The sequence below is a fragment of the Laspinema olomoucense D3b genome (genome assembly GCF_025370785.1).
GTDB classification, from domain to species: domain Bacteria; phylum Cyanobacteriota; class Cyanobacteriia; order Cyanobacteriales; family Laspinemataceae; genus Laspinema; species Laspinema olomoucense.
Genome location: NZ_JAMXFA010000015.1, coordinates 84,816 through 99,873, shown reverse-complemented (window position 1 = coordinate 99,873; position 15,058 = coordinate 84,816). Strand labels below are relative to the sequence as shown.

At 46.6% G+C, this 15,058-nt stretch carries 16 protein-coding genes and 1 pseudogene; 9 read left to right on the top strand and 8 right to left on the bottom strand.

Translation table 11 applies throughout. From position 1 onward, the window contains the following. Window position 1 precedes the first annotated feature (1 nt). On the bottom strand, window positions 2–1,441 hold the full coding sequence (locus tag NG792_RS13250) for a carotenoid oxygenase family protein (protein ID WP_261235696.1): 1,440 nt from the start codon (window positions 1,439–1,441) through the stop codon (window positions 2–4). 80 nt (window positions 1,442–1,521) lie between these two features. Here NG792_RS13250 and NG792_RS13245 point away from each other — a divergent pair, with 80 nt between their 5' ends. Further along, the gene (locus NG792_RS13245; RefSeq protein WP_261199323.1) at window positions 1,522–2,028 is read left to right on the top strand and encodes a DNA recombination-mediator protein A; all 507 of its coding nucleotides are present in this window, start codon (window positions 1,522–1,524) and stop codon (window positions 2,026–2,028) included. Window positions 2,029–2,160: 132 nt separating this feature from the next. Here the strand turns inward: NG792_RS13245 and NG792_RS13240 are convergent, their stop codons facing one another. Further along, complete coding sequence (locus tag NG792_RS13240; RefSeq protein WP_261199324.1) at window positions 2,161–2,343, bottom strand: hypothetical protein; 183 nt, start codon at window positions 2,341–2,343, stop codon at window positions 2,161–2,163. Window positions 2,344–2,352: 9 nt separating this feature from the next. On the opposite strand from NG792_RS13240, the gene NG792_RS13235 reads away from it, so the two are divergent. Continuing rightward, window positions 2,353–2,844, top strand: a complete 492-nt coding sequence (locus NG792_RS13235; protein ID WP_261199325.1) for a YajQ family cyclic di-GMP-binding protein — start codon at window positions 2,353–2,355, stop codon at window positions 2,842–2,844. 107 nt (window positions 2,845–2,951) lie between these two features. Continuing rightward, the gene (locus NG792_RS13230; protein WP_261235695.1) at window positions 2,952–3,407 is read left to right on the top strand and encodes a YidH family protein; all 456 of its coding nucleotides are present in this window, start codon (window positions 2,952–2,954) and stop codon (window positions 3,405–3,407) included. A 5-nt stretch (window positions 3,408–3,412) separates the two neighbouring features. Here NG792_RS13230 and cbiD read toward each other — a convergent pair whose 3' ends face one another. Next, complete coding sequence (gene cbiD / locus NG792_RS13225; RefSeq protein WP_261199327.1) at window positions 3,413–4,510, bottom strand: cobalt-precorrin-5B (C(1))-methyltransferase CbiD; 1,098 nt, start codon at window positions 4,508–4,510, stop codon at window positions 3,413–3,415. A gap of 105 nt (window positions 4,511–4,615) precedes the next feature. After that, window positions 4,616–5,503 carry a tetratricopeptide repeat protein gene (locus NG792_RS13220; RefSeq protein ID WP_261199328.1) on the bottom strand — a complete coding sequence of 296 codons (888 nt, stop codon included), beginning with the start codon at window positions 5,501–5,503 and terminating at the stop codon, window positions 4,616–4,618. 991 nt (window positions 5,504–6,494) lie between these two features. On the opposite strand from NG792_RS13220, the gene rbp reads away from it, so the two are divergent. After that, window positions 6,495–6,815: an RNA-binding regulator gene (gene rbp / locus NG792_RS13215; protein WP_261199329.1), complete on the top strand. Its 321-nt coding sequence runs from the start codon at window positions 6,495–6,497 to the stop codon at window positions 6,813–6,815. Window positions 6,816–7,280: 465 nt separating this feature from the next. Here rbp and NG792_RS13210 read toward each other — a convergent pair. Continuing rightward, a pseudogene (locus NG792_RS13210) lies at window positions 7,281–7,995 on the bottom strand (IS1 family transposase). A 353-nt stretch (window positions 7,996–8,348) separates the two neighbouring features. Between NG792_RS13210 and NG792_RS29165 the strand changes: the two are divergent. The 5 genes from NG792_RS29165 to NG792_RS13190 all read left to right on the top strand — a co-directional run bounded on the left by NG792_RS29165 (window position 8,349) and on the right by NG792_RS13190 (window position 11,673). Then, window positions 8,349–8,558 (top strand): four-helix bundle copper-binding protein, encoded by a 210-nt coding sequence (locus tag NG792_RS29165; protein ID WP_494337301.1) that lies wholly within the window; start codon window positions 8,349–8,351, stop codon window positions 8,556–8,558. Window positions 8,559–9,030: 472 nt separating this feature from the next. Then, window positions 9,031–9,246 (top strand): hypothetical protein, encoded by a 216-nt coding sequence (locus NG792_RS13205; protein ID WP_261235694.1) that lies wholly within the window; start codon window positions 9,031–9,033, stop codon window positions 9,244–9,246. Between the two features lie 413 nt (window positions 9,247–9,659). Further along, window positions 9,660–9,869: a hypothetical protein gene (locus NG792_RS13200; RefSeq protein WP_261197001.1), complete on the top strand. Its 210-nt coding sequence runs from the start codon at window positions 9,660–9,662 to the stop codon at window positions 9,867–9,869. 202 nt (window positions 9,870–10,071) lie between these two features. After that, window positions 10,072–10,359, top strand: a complete 288-nt coding sequence (locus NG792_RS13195; protein ID WP_261235693.1) for an NfeD family protein — start codon at window positions 10,072–10,074, stop codon at window positions 10,357–10,359. Window positions 10,360–10,824: 465 nt separating this feature from the next. Further along, the gene (locus NG792_RS13190) at window positions 10,825–11,673 is read left to right on the top strand and encodes a M48 family metallopeptidase (protein WP_261235692.1); all 849 of its coding nucleotides are present in this window, start codon (window positions 10,825–10,827) and stop codon (window positions 11,671–11,673) included. Between the two features lie 250 nt (window positions 11,674–11,923). Here the strand turns inward: NG792_RS13190 and NG792_RS13185 are convergent, their stop codons facing one another. From NG792_RS13185 to NG792_RS13175, 3 genes are all read right to left on the bottom strand, one after another. Then, window positions 11,924–12,916 (bottom strand): glycosyltransferase, encoded by a 993-nt coding sequence (locus NG792_RS13185; protein WP_261235691.1) that lies wholly within the window; start codon window positions 12,914–12,916, stop codon window positions 11,924–11,926. 179 nt (window positions 12,917–13,095) lie between these two features. Then, window positions 13,096–13,854, bottom strand: a complete 759-nt coding sequence (locus NG792_RS13180; protein ID WP_261197007.1) for a metallophosphoesterase family protein — start codon at window positions 13,852–13,854, stop codon at window positions 13,096–13,098. 123 nt (window positions 13,855–13,977) lie between these two features. Continuing rightward, a complete protein-coding gene (locus NG792_RS13175; protein ID WP_261235690.1) occupies window positions 13,978–14,721 on the bottom strand; it encodes a DUF1995 family protein in 744 nt (247 codons plus the stop codon). Window positions 14,722–15,058 lie beyond the last annotated feature (337 nt).

The window sequence follows — 15,058 nt, the reverse complement described above, 5'->3', positions numbered from 1 at the left end:
GCTAACTCCCCGCATTCCAAGTCCCATGAAACCCTAACGGAATCACCCCCGGTAACGCTAACCGACATTCCGGTTCCTCATCCAACCGATCGCCATCAAAAATCCAGACTTGACTCTGATGTTGGTTCGCATCATAAACCACCGTTAAAACCCACCCTTGTTCTGCCCGATCGCCATCTGGTGCGTAAATCGGTTCACTCGGATAACAGTTCTCTGGAATAGGGGCCTCGGTTAGATGGCCGGTTTGATAGTCGAACCGTCCGATCGCCCCTAATGGTTCCCGCCCTAACTCCACTCCCTCTCGATGCAAGGATAAATAGGTATAGCGCCACTCCTGTCCCACTTCTCGGAAATCTACGGAGGGGAATTCACAGTGGCGATCGATTATTGTCTCTGTGGCTATCACCTTTCCTGTTTTGGGATTCACTCGGACTCGGCAGAGGGTCCCTTTGGCGGCTGTCTCCGTCTCCAAGGTGGCAAACTCTTTGAGATATTGATTCGTCTGGAAATCCTGATAGCGCACCACATCTAAGCTAATCTCTCCACTGCCATTCACGGCACCATTGCCAAAATGCCACTGATACCAGGGTTCCGCTTCCCCCCGACTCACCAGTTCTAAACTAGAACGGTCAATCACTAATATTTGAGTCCCTAACTCGGGATGCCAGGTTAAGGAGTCGCTAAAACTTTTCAGGTGCAACAGGACGGGTAATACCGACATCCGTACCGGGGGAATCACAAAAATTAAATAGGGTCCCGCCATCACAAAATCATGAATCAGGGGCATTCCCTCTAGGTCAAATGCGGCCTGTTGTTGGATTTGCCCCTGGTTGTTGCTGCGGTAAACGTGCAGTTGGGCGGTTTTTCCCGGGGAGACGCCGAAGTTATAGATTTCCCCGGTTTGGGGGTCGCGTTTGGGGTGGGCGGAATAGGGCCAGTCGCGTTCCAGTCCCTCTAAGTTGTCTAGTCCGAAGGTTTCTAGGGTTTCTAAATCTAATCCGTGGGGATGTCCCCCTTCCCAAAGGGCTAACAGCTTATCGGGTAAGGCAATTACGGAAGTATTGGCGGCATTTTTGACCCCCTTGCCAAATCGTTTCCATAAGGGTCCTGGGGGAAGAGTGCCATATCCGGCAAATTGCAGGCGGTCCTCGGCTTCTTCGGCTTGATATCCGGCGGTTTGGACGTAGCGGTAAAGGGCGCGGCTGTCTGTGCCGGTAAAGTGAACGCCTAAAATTGCTCCATCCCCATCAAACCAATGTCCGACGCGGGTTTCCCCTCGGGTCAGACGCCCTGGACCATTGCGGTACAGGGTTCCGCGCAATCCGGGGGGGAGGTTTCCGGCGATGATTTTGAGGGGAGTTAGGGGAAATTCTTGGGCGGGGGTGGCGATCGCCCTTGTCCAACTTTTCTCTCGGATTTCCGGTTTACTAATACTTTTCATGGCTATTTTCAATCTATTTATCGTACTTGGTCTTATCTTTGCTAAAATAACTGCGTTGTTCTAGTTATTTCTTACCGTCTTTGAGTCAATCAATAGACACATCACCCGGGATCGATACTCTGGCACAGGAACTGGCCTCGATCCAGCAAACGGGTTCTAAACGGATTTCCCTCTTGGGTTCCCGTCACGTTCCGATTACCCATCAAGCTCTGATTGAGCGGATGACCTATGCTTTGGTCTTGGAAGGGAATCGAATTCTGACTTCCGGTGCCACCGGCACCAATTCTGCTGCGATTAAAGGCGCGATGAAGGCAGATCCCAATATGCTGACGGTGATTCTGCCCCAAAGCCTGGATCGTCAACCCCGCGAGTCGCGCGAGCAACTCGAAAAGGTGATCCACTTGGTGGAAAATCCGGCGAATGACCATTTATCCTTAGCCGAAGCCAGTGCTTTGTGCAATTTGGAAATTGTCTCTCGCTGTCAGCAGTTAATCTGCTTTGCATTCCATGATAGCCACACGCTGCTGCAAACTTGTCAGGATGCGGAGGAACAACGCCGACTGGTGACGTTGTTCTATTTTGATTAAGGGCATCCTCGTTCACCTAGGCTTGACCCTGCGATCGGATTTCCCATTTGGCGTTTGGATCCGCTTGTGTCTGTTCCCGTTTTACTCTAAAATTCCCCCCGCGAAGAAGAGATGAAACTGCCGTTGCCTAGGTCAGTTATTGTTTAAAGACTCCCAGGCAATGGCCCCGAGGCTACTCGATTCGTCCAATTTCCTGAAGAACGTTGCAAGGCGAACTAACGGAGGCGATCGCTGATGTTTGGCACTGGCAGTTTGTCCCCCTCTTCGAGTGGTTTGATGTTCTAGTAATTTGTAGTTGTACGGATAATTAGTCACGTTTTATTCATGGCTTCAACCTATTCTTTTGATATTGTCAGCGATTTTGACCGGCAGGAACTTGTTAACACCATAGACCAAACAAATCGCGAAATTACCAGCCGTTACGACCTCAAAGATACCAATACGACGGTTGAACTGGGGGAGGATGAAATTGTCATCAATACTAATAGTAAAATGACGCTGGATGCGGTGCATTCGGTTCTACAACAAAAGGCGGTCAAGCGAAATTTATCTTTAAAAATTTTCGACTATGGCAAGGAGGAATCCGCCAGTGGTAACCGAATCCGTCAGGTGATTAAGCTCAAAAAAGGCATCGCCCAAGAGGTGGGGAAACAAATCACGAAGTTACTTCGGGATGAATTGAAGAAGGTTCAAGGCTCAATTCAAGGGGATGCGGTGCGGGTTTCTAGTAAGTCGAAAGATGACTTGCAAGAAGCGATGCAGTTGATTAAACAAGCAGATTGGCCGGTAGCCTTACAGTTTACCAACTATCGGTAACAGGGTGGGGTGAGAAGTTCCGAAAAATTCAGGAGAAACGGTGCGATCGCCTTGCATTTGATCTGACTCGCACTGTTGAAGGGAACTTCAAGTGCAGGGGAGTGGCGATGACTCAGGACAAAATAGACCGACAGCGAGAACATCAAGCGAATGAACGCACGTTTTTAGCTTGGTTGCGGACCTCTATTGGCATGATTGGCTTTGGATTTGCGATCGCTCGTTTTGGTTTATTTTTACAAGAGTTACAAGCCAGTGTGACGGGTGAACCGGAGTCGGGACCGGCGATCGCCATGAATTCCCAAACCCTCGGTGTAGCATTGGTCATTATGGGAATTATTTTTATTCCCTTATCCGTCTGGCGCTACAATCGAGTCTTTCAACAAATCGAATTTAGCGCCTATGAACCCAGTCGCTGGATGGTTTGGTTAACTGCAGCAACGGTGATGATTGTCGGGGTTCTCACGATTCCATTTGTGTTGTTGCAACACTCTTCCCGGGAACCGATCCCCCCCTTGGAACCCCAAAGTCGGGAAACTAGGATGGGCGATCGCGATCGGTTGTAAGTTCTTTACCCCCCACTCCCTCTACTTCCAGTCCCCTTCCCTAACCCCAGAGAGGGATTGTTTTGAGTAATAATTTCCCCTTTCCGGTCAAATAAAATCGTGACAATTTCTAAAGCGGAATCAGCATATTTTTTAACATAATTCTTAGCATTCTGACTAATTTTGTCCGCCAAATTATTAAAAACTAACTCCGCCAGTCCTCGTTCCTTGATTTCCAAATAAGCAGCATCAGCCGTTTTAGCATTTAAAACCGCTTCTACCGTCGCCATATCTCCCCCCGCCCGAACAACTGCGGCACTGATAATTTCTAATTTACCATCCGCAATATGGCTGGAGGTATTAAAAATTCCCCCGGCTAATTTAATCAGTTTTCCTTGATATCCCAGTAACCGGATAGATTCTGCACCCTGCAATCCTGCTTCAACTAACAGCGCCCCGATCCAGTTTCCCGTTTGGACGATCGCTGATTCGGGAATTCCTAATCGTTGGGCTACCACTAGACCATTATTACCAATGCAGAACGTTAAATGAGGGGAATTTTTAACTTTACACTGCAAATCTTGGCGAAATTCATCGAGATGATCCGCAGAGGACAGGGGTTGAGAAATTCCACTGGTTCCGAGTAAGGCGAGGCCCTCTAAGATACCAAAAGCCGCGTTAGAAGTACGGCTGGCGAGTTGCCGTCCTTCGGGTAAAATGATGGAGACACTCAGGGTTTTATCGTCGGGAATTAAGGGGAATAAATTGCGCTCAAACAGTTGCCGCGCATAGTGATAAATGGCGGGTTCTCCTGTTAGGGTTTTGCCTAATCCTTCACCGGCTTCTAAGATTAAGGGTTGGGTTTGCCGGGGGGTCCATTTCACCCATGCCCAAATGGGAGTATTTCGAGTCAAGTCGAGATTATCCCCCGGATCGCTGAGGGTGATACCTAGGGCACAGGTGGCATCGAGTGGGGCCACTTGGTGGATGGGAATCTCGCCGGATTCGGGAATCAGGTCAAGGGTGACAGTTTTTGGGGCCTCTGCACCTGGAGAAAGCACCATCAGGGCCGCTTTCGCCGCAGCCACGGCGAAAACGGGTAGGGTGTAGCCGGTTTTTGCCATGTTAAGAGGGCCAAGGACCGAGAGAATTGATTCGAGGGTTTTATTCGGGGTTGATCAGGGATTGTTCAAGCCCGATCGCAGTTGGCTGCTGGGAATGCTCTGGAATTACGGGAGATTTTTGCTAACAGAGGAGTCGATGTTTAGGTTGGGTTTGAGTTCGTAGGCTTTATCATAACTGGCGGCAGCGCTACGGGCGCAGTCTAAGGCTTCTAGGGCCAAGGCACGGTAGTACCAGGCTTCGGCGTTTTTGGGATTGATATTGACAGCTTTGTCTAGACTGACGATCGCTTCTTCATTGCGGTTGAGTTCTTGAAGAACTACACCGCGATTGTACCACGCCCAATGATAGTTGGGGAAGGCTTGTACCGCTTTGTCGTAGCTGGCGATCGCTTCGGAATATCGCTTTAACAAGTATAAAGTGTTCCCACGATTGTTCCACACTTCGTAGAAGTCCGGTTGTGAGGCCAAGGCTTTGTCATAACAGGCTAAGGTTTTTTCCGTCAGTCCCATGCTTTTGAGGGCCAGTCCTCGATGATACCAGGCGCGGGAATAGTCCGGTTTGAATTCGATCGCCCGATCATAGCTGGCGATCGCTTCGTCATATTTACCTAAGTTCCCGAGGGCGATGCCCCGATTATTCCAGGTGCGATGATGATCGGGTTTGAGCCGTAAGACGCGATCGTAGCTCTCCACGGCTTCCTGGTGGCGTCCGCTGTCATCCAGGGCGTTGCCGCGATTGATCAGGGCCTGGTAACAGCCCGGATTTAGATCTAGCGCCATGTCGTAGCTTTTGATGGCAGGATTAGTCCGCCCCAAGTTGTACAGCGCATTGCCGCGACAGTACCAGATTTCATCTGTATTGGGTTCTAGTTCGAGAGCTTTGTCGTAGCTGGCGATCGCTCCTGTATAGTTTCCCGCTTCACTCAGGCTTAATCCTTTCCGAAAGAAAAACTCAACCTCTAGGCCCCTAGCACAAGTTATGAAATTTGACATCTTTCTTTTGGGAGACGTTTTTAAGATGATGTTAGCCAGAATACCATATTTTTCTGTGGTTGGTAAAACTTTAATCGTAAAATTTACCGAAGTAATTCCGGGGTCTCGAAATTGGAAGCCCCCCATTGTCCATACCGCTCTACTCTTGATTATAGGCAGGTTTGGGCCAGATTTTTGCAGAAAATTTGCACTCACCCGGTCCGGGACATGAAGGGTTAACCCGGACGGCTCCTCCCGAGGGAGTCATAAAAAATCATAAAGGTGGGATAAATGTCAAGGGCGTTGGGTAGAAATTTTTTAGCCCTAAAAAAAAGAGGCTCAGCGCTGATCCGGTCGCGAATGCATCTCTATAGATTTATACCTATCGAGATGCATTTGATCATAGAGTGCATAGAAGATGTCCCCGCTACGCTATATATATAGAACCAACATCGAAAACAGAAAACAGTTGCACCGAAAAAGGGGCCCGCTGGGTATTGCTTGGGAAAGCCCACCCTATCGACTGCCTTGGGACTAGATCCTAATGATGAAGGGCAGGACATGAATTGACCCACCTCCCTAGAGAGGCGATCGCACAGTTGTAAAGTTCAAAGGGCCGCCGATCTACAGGTCTCCCCCTGTCCTGTTGCCAGCATTTTCCATCGTCACTTGCTCAGGGTTCAGGGGTAAGAGATTCCTAAAATGACTCAAGAACCCTTCTGGGATGTTGAGGGGTGAGGGATTGATGCGGCGACATTTGCCCCCAAAAAGGAGGCGATCGTCAGGGAATTTTTATAGTATAAAATACCCCGGGTAAAGGGTTTCAGCCAATTTTAGCAAAAACTACCGATAGCTTTACCCAAACTCAAAAAACTGTGTTATTCTTATGGATGAGATTGAAATTCGGTTGCAGTGTTTGTTTCGAGTATTGATAGGTATTTCTCCCTTTCGTCTGGACAGGCTTCTCTCCGAAAACTTGACCTCTACATCCGTTGAATTTTGGAGTTAGTCCATGTCTATTTACGTTGGTAATCTTTCTTATGAAGTTACCCAAGAAGATCTGAGCGCCGTATTTGCAGAATACGGCTCTGTTAAGCGCGTGAATCTGCCCACCGACCGGGAAACAGGTCGCGTGCGCGGCTTTGCCTTTGTGGAAATGGCCACTGAAACTGAAGAAACCGCTGCCATTGAAGCCCTTGATGGGGCTGAGTGGATGGGCCGCGATATGAAAGTTAACAAGGCCAAACCCCGTGAAGACCGAGGCTCCTTTGGGGGCGGCGGTGGCGGCGGTGGTCGCGGTGGTCGTCGCAACAACTTCTCGAAAGGCTACTAAGCTAGATTAGTGGAACTCCAAACGATGAAACCTCCGGAACGATAAGGATAGAGGCAGTGAAACCTTCAGTACCTGTATCCTATACTCACAATCGGAGAGTTTTTTTCTGGAAACCCATAAGACGAAACCTTTTCGTCTGATAGCTTAAACCAAAAAAGCTCAGATATTCAATATCTGAGCTTTTTTATTTGCTTTAACCTGCACCCTCACGGGTGGGGAGGAAATTCGAGAGAAAACGGACTGGAGACAACCGGATTTAGTCTAATTTAATTTCCAGTCAACCGTAACATCTCCCCGTCGGGTGCCCGATCACCCCTACTCCCGATTGAACGTAAACCGCCCATTAACTTTTTTCCCCTGAATATCGGTGAGAATTGCCACCTTATATTCCCCAGATACTTCCGCAGGCAAAAAAGTGGCATAATGTTCCCCCGTTTCGTCATACGGTAGTTCTAGGGGGTAGTCCTAAATATGTAATGATTCGTTATAATCATGAATAAAATACCATAAAGCTCCAATATGATTTTCTAATTTGTTAGAAAAAGATAAAGGTTTTCTAACAAGCCGCGAAGTTCGCTGTCTCAAGGTATTATTAAAGCGTTCAATATGGCTAGTTTTACCGCTACGTTTGCTCACAGCTTTATGTCGTTTTTTAGGCAATACACATTCATATCCTTGCCAAAAATAGGTATAACCAACACCACATTGGCGATAAACAGGGGGTAAGGACTCCCATAATTTTTGTGCTGAGTTTTCACTGCGATCTTTTACATAACATCCAACAATTTCTCGGGCTTTTAAATCTAGAGTAAGCCAAACCCATTGTTGATTTTCTTTGTTTTGAAAATCAGACCCAATTTCATCATATTACTGGCGTTTCATGGGGTTTTAGCTGATACTTTAAGTGGTCGAGAAACCTTGCCATACTTGGTATTCACGTATTCTTGAAGCTAAGTTCCTGAAATTTCAAGAGTTCTACATATACCAGCCAAAGATATTCTCTCAAGTAAGAGTTTATTAACCAGAGTTTGGAGGGAATTAGGAATATATTTTTTGGTGTTTCCCTCTACAAACTGTCGCCCGCTATCTTTACATTGTTTGGGTTGCCATTATGAATATGACCATTTTTATGGATGTTATGAGAGTCCCATTTAAGACAGACTGGGTTAGAGTCTTCAATGTCATTAAATTTTGGGGCGGGTTGAGAATTTATCAATTTTTTTAGGTCTTAATTCCTCTAAAATTCGTGACTTTAATTTAACATTTTACCTTGGGCAATAATATTCTTTTAAAGAATTTTACTAAGCTTAGGTTATTAAAAAAGATTGTTTTTACTCTTGTCTTTTACAAAACTGCTGAGTTTTTATCAGCAATTTATGAGTGTCATTACATATTTAGGACGACCCATACCCCAAGAATTGCCTAACTATTAAGTTTGGTTGGCTTATGTGCAAGCTGATGTGAGCCGTGGGCCGAGGAATGTATTAGAAATAGGCCCGATTGCGCTCACTTATTCCCCGATTGCTCTTAAATATGCTGGAGTATTGCCAGTTTGATGACTCATATCCTCACTTTATTGCACAAGGCTCTCGCGCCTGCATGGGCCTCAGCGCAGCTTGTTGGGAACAATGTGTGAGACATTACAACCCACCTTGTCAAAGGTGTGCGAAGGTCTGTCATCAGTTCCTGGAGGTATTTAACAAGAGTTCAAGGGAGCACTGCGTAAAGGATTGGGTTAAATAACCGGATTTTTCATCATACTTTGCCATCTAACTCCCCATCTGGGTCAAAAACCCGGTTCCTTGTCCCTGGGATCTAATCCTGTATTACTGAGCTAACTCACATAAAGAAAGCAAAGGCCAGAATCTTTCGGTTATGTTATACTTAATGTGAAAGGTTTTTTGATGAGTGAGACAGACTCCTCTTTTCCCTCTCTACTCAGAGGCAGACATTCGTTAAAGAAGGCACGGAACTTCCAATTTAGATTATAACCCAAGAGGACAAAAAAATCATAAAAACCCTGAAACGCTTGCTGTCTATAGAAACTTGCTCAGAGCGAAAGCCCACTTGTGTAATCAATCTTATCTTGAGAATCGTTTATAGGAACTAGAAGAAATTCTCATTATGGAAAGTGATCAAATTTTACACTTTCGCTTGAGCTGGCGTTTATAATTAAACTCACTATCTAATCAGCTTCAGCAAGGAGAGTGTTACGGTGCTATCAAACTGGTTTGAATTTATCCTTTTGACCTTATTTAATGCGACGTTTTGTGTATTATTGCCTAGAGTTATCACCTTAAATTGGTCCCAGATTTTCAGTCAACTTAAGGGGCAAAGTAAGCGACTTCCCCACATTACCGGGGAAGATGTTTCTAATCCGGGATTAGTCTCTTCATTAAAAACGCCATCCCTCCACAATCAAGTGCAGTGACGGGAAGCTGATGAAAATTGGCGAATGGGGAACGCTTCAGGTTATTTTATACGCTGTTATTTCTAGATCGAGGCCCGATCGCTTCTTGGAGATGGCAATTTTGACCAACGGGTTTCAACCCGGTCTCATCGATTTGGTTTCAGGCCAAGCCCTGTAAGGGGAACGCCTCATCTATTCTAGGATTTAAACGCTGAAGCCATCCCCTATATCCGGGCGCATTCACTGTGAAAAACTGGTTAAATTTTAGTGGGTCAAGGAAACGACTTTGATACCCCAAACTTGGAAAATTAGCATAAAATATTGAAGAGGGCAATTTTTAACTAAAGCGTTCGATTTCCATTGAACGCTCTATTCCCCTGGGATGAATCCAACAGGTGCAGGGCGATCGCAGATGACCCAAACTAGGAGGTCTTATGGACGACAAGAAGCTACAATCAGAACCTCTGCGACGATTTATCTCTCCTGAACAGTTGGGTTTGGTAGCATTTGTGATTTTATTTTGGGTGATTGTCCTTCATTACACTCTGGAGCGATTTGGGCAGGTCAAGGATGATTGTCCAGTGATTGACCCGCAGTCGAGTCCATCGGTCCGCAATATTGAAGGATGTGTTAAGGAGCAATAGTGCGATCGCCTTCTGTGCAATGTGGCAGTTAGGGAAATGTACTACGGGATTTCTAAGGATCTACATGAATTTGGGATTAAACTGGGTGCGATCGCCCCCCAAACACCCGGGTCCAGCTACCACTTCACAGAGTGACACGGGAGTATCCCCAAGAAATTAGCAAGCATTTTAGGGTGGGATTGTCGCGTTCAACCGAAATCCCATGTTCCGTTTTTTAAACAAACTGTTTCCTCCCCATCCCTCGAAACTCAAAGAATATCAAGACCCCAACTTAAAATATACTCTCGGCAGGCCCGGAGAAATTGGCATTGTGGATGAGATGATTAGAGGCCCCTATATAGCTGGGAGAGTCCATTTTAGAGGCAGTTATTGGCCCGCCCGGTGCGAGCTTGAAATTGTCATCGGACCCGGAGAACCTGTGCGCATTGTCGGCATTCACTGTATTACCCTATTAGTCCAACCTGTTGGAGCTTTTGAAGAACCCTGTTAATCCCGAGCGATCGCTATTTTTTCTACTCCTGGAACCTCTGAGTACCTAGCTATGGCCCTATTCCGAGTCACCGTCCTTTTGAGCTGAACCCTACCCGGACGTTCTACAAACCCCCTACGAGGATTCTGAAGGATTGTGAATGGCAACCTGCCTCTGTCCAGATTCGTCATCGGGATGAGGAGGGAGGCGATCGCTTATGCTGGAAGTAGACTGAATCAACCCGACTTAAACCGTCCCGGAGTCCTGAAAATATCAGGGTCTTTGGTTGAGTTGAAAAATAGATGAGACAGGACTTACGCCGGATCTTTTAAGATGTAACCCCATCTGCATACAGGGCAGTATATGAATTGCTGAGAGGAGCAGACAAGGGGATATCTCACTGCGGGGAGCATTGCGATCGGGGTTAAAATACCTTAGCTCAATTAAATATCAGTCTTATTTGTTCCATCATTGCTCACATTTAGTATGTTCAACCCTTACGCTTGGCTTTCTCATCGAGTTAATCGTCGCTGGATTTACCCGCTCATTTCTGCAATTATGGCGATCGCCTTAGTTGTCAGTTCCTCCTATCCTAGCTCCGCATTTAGCGTCCGGAGGTTAATTGGGCCAGGACTTGAGGTGCTCCAACTCAGTACCATGTCCGATGCCCAGGAAGTTGCCCTGGGGCAACAAATCAACCAACAAATTCTCAGTCGTCAATTTAGGCGGTATGGAAATACTCAAATTAATAACTACGTGACCGAGGTAGGCGATCGGTTAGTGGCTCAAAGCGATCGCCCAAACCTTCCCTATACCTTCCAGGTTGTGGAGGATGACAGCATTAATGCTTTTGCCACAATGGGCGGTTTTGTTTATGTTACCACAGGTCTCCTCCAAGCTATGGACAATGAAGCTCAATTAGCGGGGGTGATGAGTCATGAAATCGGCCATATTGTCTCCAAACATTCCATCCGGCAAATGCGTGAAGTAATCATCGCCCGAGGGTTAGCAGGTGCTGCCGGTGTGGATAGCAATATTGCGGTCCAACTTGGGGTAGAATTAGCCCTCCGTTTACCCCGGAGTCGCCAACATGAATATGAGGCCGATCGCGGGGCCTTAGCTATTCTTTTGAACACAGGTTACTCACCTCTGGGTCTGGTTCAATTTTTTGAAAAACTCCTCGACAAACCCTCTCCACCGACCTTTTTAAGTACCCACCCCGCCAGTAGCGATCGCATTGCAGCACTCGAACAAATGATTCCTGCAGCTCAAGCTAATCAAGGAATGGGGTTAGATGGAGCAGCCTATCGAGAAAGAATCCGTCCGCTGCTCTAATCACCCAATTATTTATTTTTCAATTCAGATTAACCGGGTTTTGCAACCCGGTTTTTTCTAAAAAAATCCTTGAAAAAAATTGATTAAGCCCGTAGGGTTTTCCCTTTATTTCATCAATCTCCTCTAAATTAACAGGTATTTGAACACCCAAAATTAGAATAATTTATTGCAGCAAAAAACGACGCTTTCCAGGATAGAGGCTCACGGTCAGCTTGCTCGTTGAGAGTACCCCATGTAAATGCCCAACAGCTTATCCTTTGTGGAGTTTAATAATCTCCCGCCAAGCCGTAACGATATCCCGTTCTTCTTGTTCTGCCGAATAATTTTGTTTGATAAAATCCGCTGCTTTTTTATGCTTTTCCATTAAAAGTTGGGGTTGAGTATTATAAGTCGCAATTAGCTTTTCCACCCGGTGAGCAAATCCAAGGATATCTCCACTTTCTACAGGAAACGCAAAATCCTGTAAAAAATACTCCTTCCCACCCCATCCATGATATCCGACTGCTAAACAGCCCGAAGCCATTGCTTCAGCGGGAGGTAAAGAAAAGCCCTCGGCATAACAAAAGCTCAAAAACATTAAAGACTCTCTAAAAATTTGGGCCACTTCTTTTTGAGGTTTATTTTCGATGGGGATTAGCTCAAATCCATTTAAAGCATTTCTAAATTTTAAGATATTAATGACCTGTTGAGCATCTCGCTGCATTTTTCGGTCCATCCAGCAAATTTGTTTCTTTTTAACAGGATGATAGTAAAACAGGTCCGCATCGATAGAATGATGAATCCGAAAGAGTCGGGTTTGGGGAAAGACATAGTTTAAATAATTCAAACTATTTTCCGAGGCGACGAGGACTGCAACCACGTCTTGAGAGCGATAGGGTGTTTCTAATTGATGTTTGTCGAAAGAATATTCATAAAAGGTATTATAGCATCCTTGATTGTAAATCACTTTGCGGATGCCCGGTAAGAGGTTGCCACTTTTGGGCGTTGCCGTTTCTGGCATTACGAAAAAATCATCAGCTTTAAGTTTGATGTTGGAAAGATAAGCGATTTGGGTTTTATTTTCAAACCAATCGCAGCGAAAGCCTTCATCATCATGCATGATAAAAGCGGAAAATCCATTTTTATTTAAAACATCAACGTGACGATAGAGCATTTTTACCCCGCCAATCGGTACGTTGGTGTCTGGGTAGCAGACAAAATAGATACTGGGTTGCGTCATGTTATCGGAAAATCGAGAGTCCATTACAGCATCGATGAATGGATGGGAGAACTAAAGAGGAGTAACCCGCCTAGGGCGTTGGTACAGACGGGCTAGAAACCGGGTTTCTTGTCCTTGGGGGCTAAAACCTTACAAAGTCCTAATGGGGGCATCCCTTCATCGGTTCATTTATTTTAAGACGCAAAGGGATCAAAGGGTGAAGATTAGGGACAAATAGCCCCTTGCTTGGGGTGAATGGAAACTACCGCATCTTGTAGAGGCAGTTTTCGCACTTTGCCTTTGAACAGGTTAACTTGGTAAACTTGACGGTGGGTGAGGTCGAAGGCGGATAACCAGCCACTCAAGGGGTGATAAGCCCCAGTGTCAATATCAAGCCAACCGTTCCCTTTGGCGAGTTGTCCGGGTTTGATCCCTTTAAAGGTAAAGGTGATAGTATGGCCGACTACGATGAGTTTATTGGGAAAGTAGGGCTTGCGGATATTGTGGAAGGGTGCGCGAATCCAGCAAAAGTCTTCGGCACCTTGATCCTGTAGGGGAAGATCGGGATGAACTCCTGCATGAACTAACCAGGCGTCATCCAAATCCATATAGAGGGGGAGAGTCTGCATCCAGGCGACATCCTCTAACAGTGCTTCGCTGGGATGGGAGTAGAGTTTGGGATAGCTGGTTAAGGTATTTTGTCCACCACTGTAGCGCCAAGCTTGGAGTGCGGCTTGATTGACTTTGCCGTTACCACAGGCGTTGATGAGAAGATGTTCGTGGTTACCTAGGAGGCAGGTAAATTTATTGTCCCGGACTAATTTAACCACGGAGGCACTATCGGGACCGCGATCGATTAAGTCGCCGAGGAAGTAGAGGCGATCGTCTGCGGTGGGGGCGATCGCCTCTAGGAGTTTCACGAGTGCGTCATAATGACCGTGGACATCCCCGATCGCAATGCGTCGGTAGTTAATTTTGCTCATGGAGTTGCCTGGGTAAACAAGCTGGGCTATTCCTGCTGTAGGGTAAATAAAACGACGCCAGTCCGTCCCTATCTATAAATTAAGACTCGGACGCACTGGAGTCATGTTCCTATTATTCCCCGATTATTGACTTAATGCCCGTAAAAAGCGCTTCATATTTGTCATTAAGCCGGGTTTTTTCGGTGCAGCTAAAGGCTTGTGGGTGTCTTCCTCCGGCGATTTTTCAGCCGGACTGGTAGCTTGAGTAATTAACCGTTCTAAGTCGTCACCCACGGGTTTAGTAGCCGTTTCGGAAATGAGTTCGTAGGTGTCGCCGTTTTCCAGCCAGACTTGCCAGGGACTGGGATAGCAGCGAAAGACAGCGTATCCTTCGCTGGGTTGGATGTAGTAGCAGGATTCAATGGTGGAGAGAAATCGTTCTCTAAGTTGTCTTCCGGCTAAACCAATGCCAATAATTGCGACATTTTCCAACTTCGGCAGCAGGATCACCGTCGGGCGATCGCCTGCTTGTTCGCACATTTTCTCCAGGGTATTGACTTCCACCGCCGAAGGTTCCACAAAGAGAAATCCTTCGTCTTCCGGTTGCATTTGACCTTTGGGTTCACTCAATCCGCGAATGATATAGGGTCTTTCTCCCCAATCACGACGGGCTAAGGCAGCGGCCCCAGCATCGGGAAAGTACACTTTAAAGCGATCGCCAAACAAGTCCTCAAATATGGGGAGAAATTCTTCGGCGATCGGTTGAACTTTCAGTTCCGGAATCCCGATTTCGACTTGCACCAGCCGGTATCCATCCTCTAGGGCAGCTTTCGTGGCTGTTTTCGCTTGGGCGATCGCCTCATCTAAATCTTTGGGTAGTTCAGGCATTAATCTTTCAATTGTCAACGGGTTTGTGTTTACGCTTCAGGGTTCGACAGAATCACGGGTTCTTCTGTCTAGGCGATCGGGACAGTCATGGCAAGACAAGCCGGGTTTTTTCACAAAGTTTCTGTGGGATCTGCCCCAATTTAGGCAAAACACCCGGTTTCTGGTCCTGGGAATCACCTCCTGTACCGATGCCCCAGTCCCCCTCATTGTAAATCGAATTGGGTTTGATTCCTCCTGCACTCCCCTGCCTTCCATTCCTTCCCGTTTCACCCCCGCCGTGACCCCTTACAAGAGTAGCTTTCTTACGTTCCGGGTCATTTGCCTCACTAAATTAACC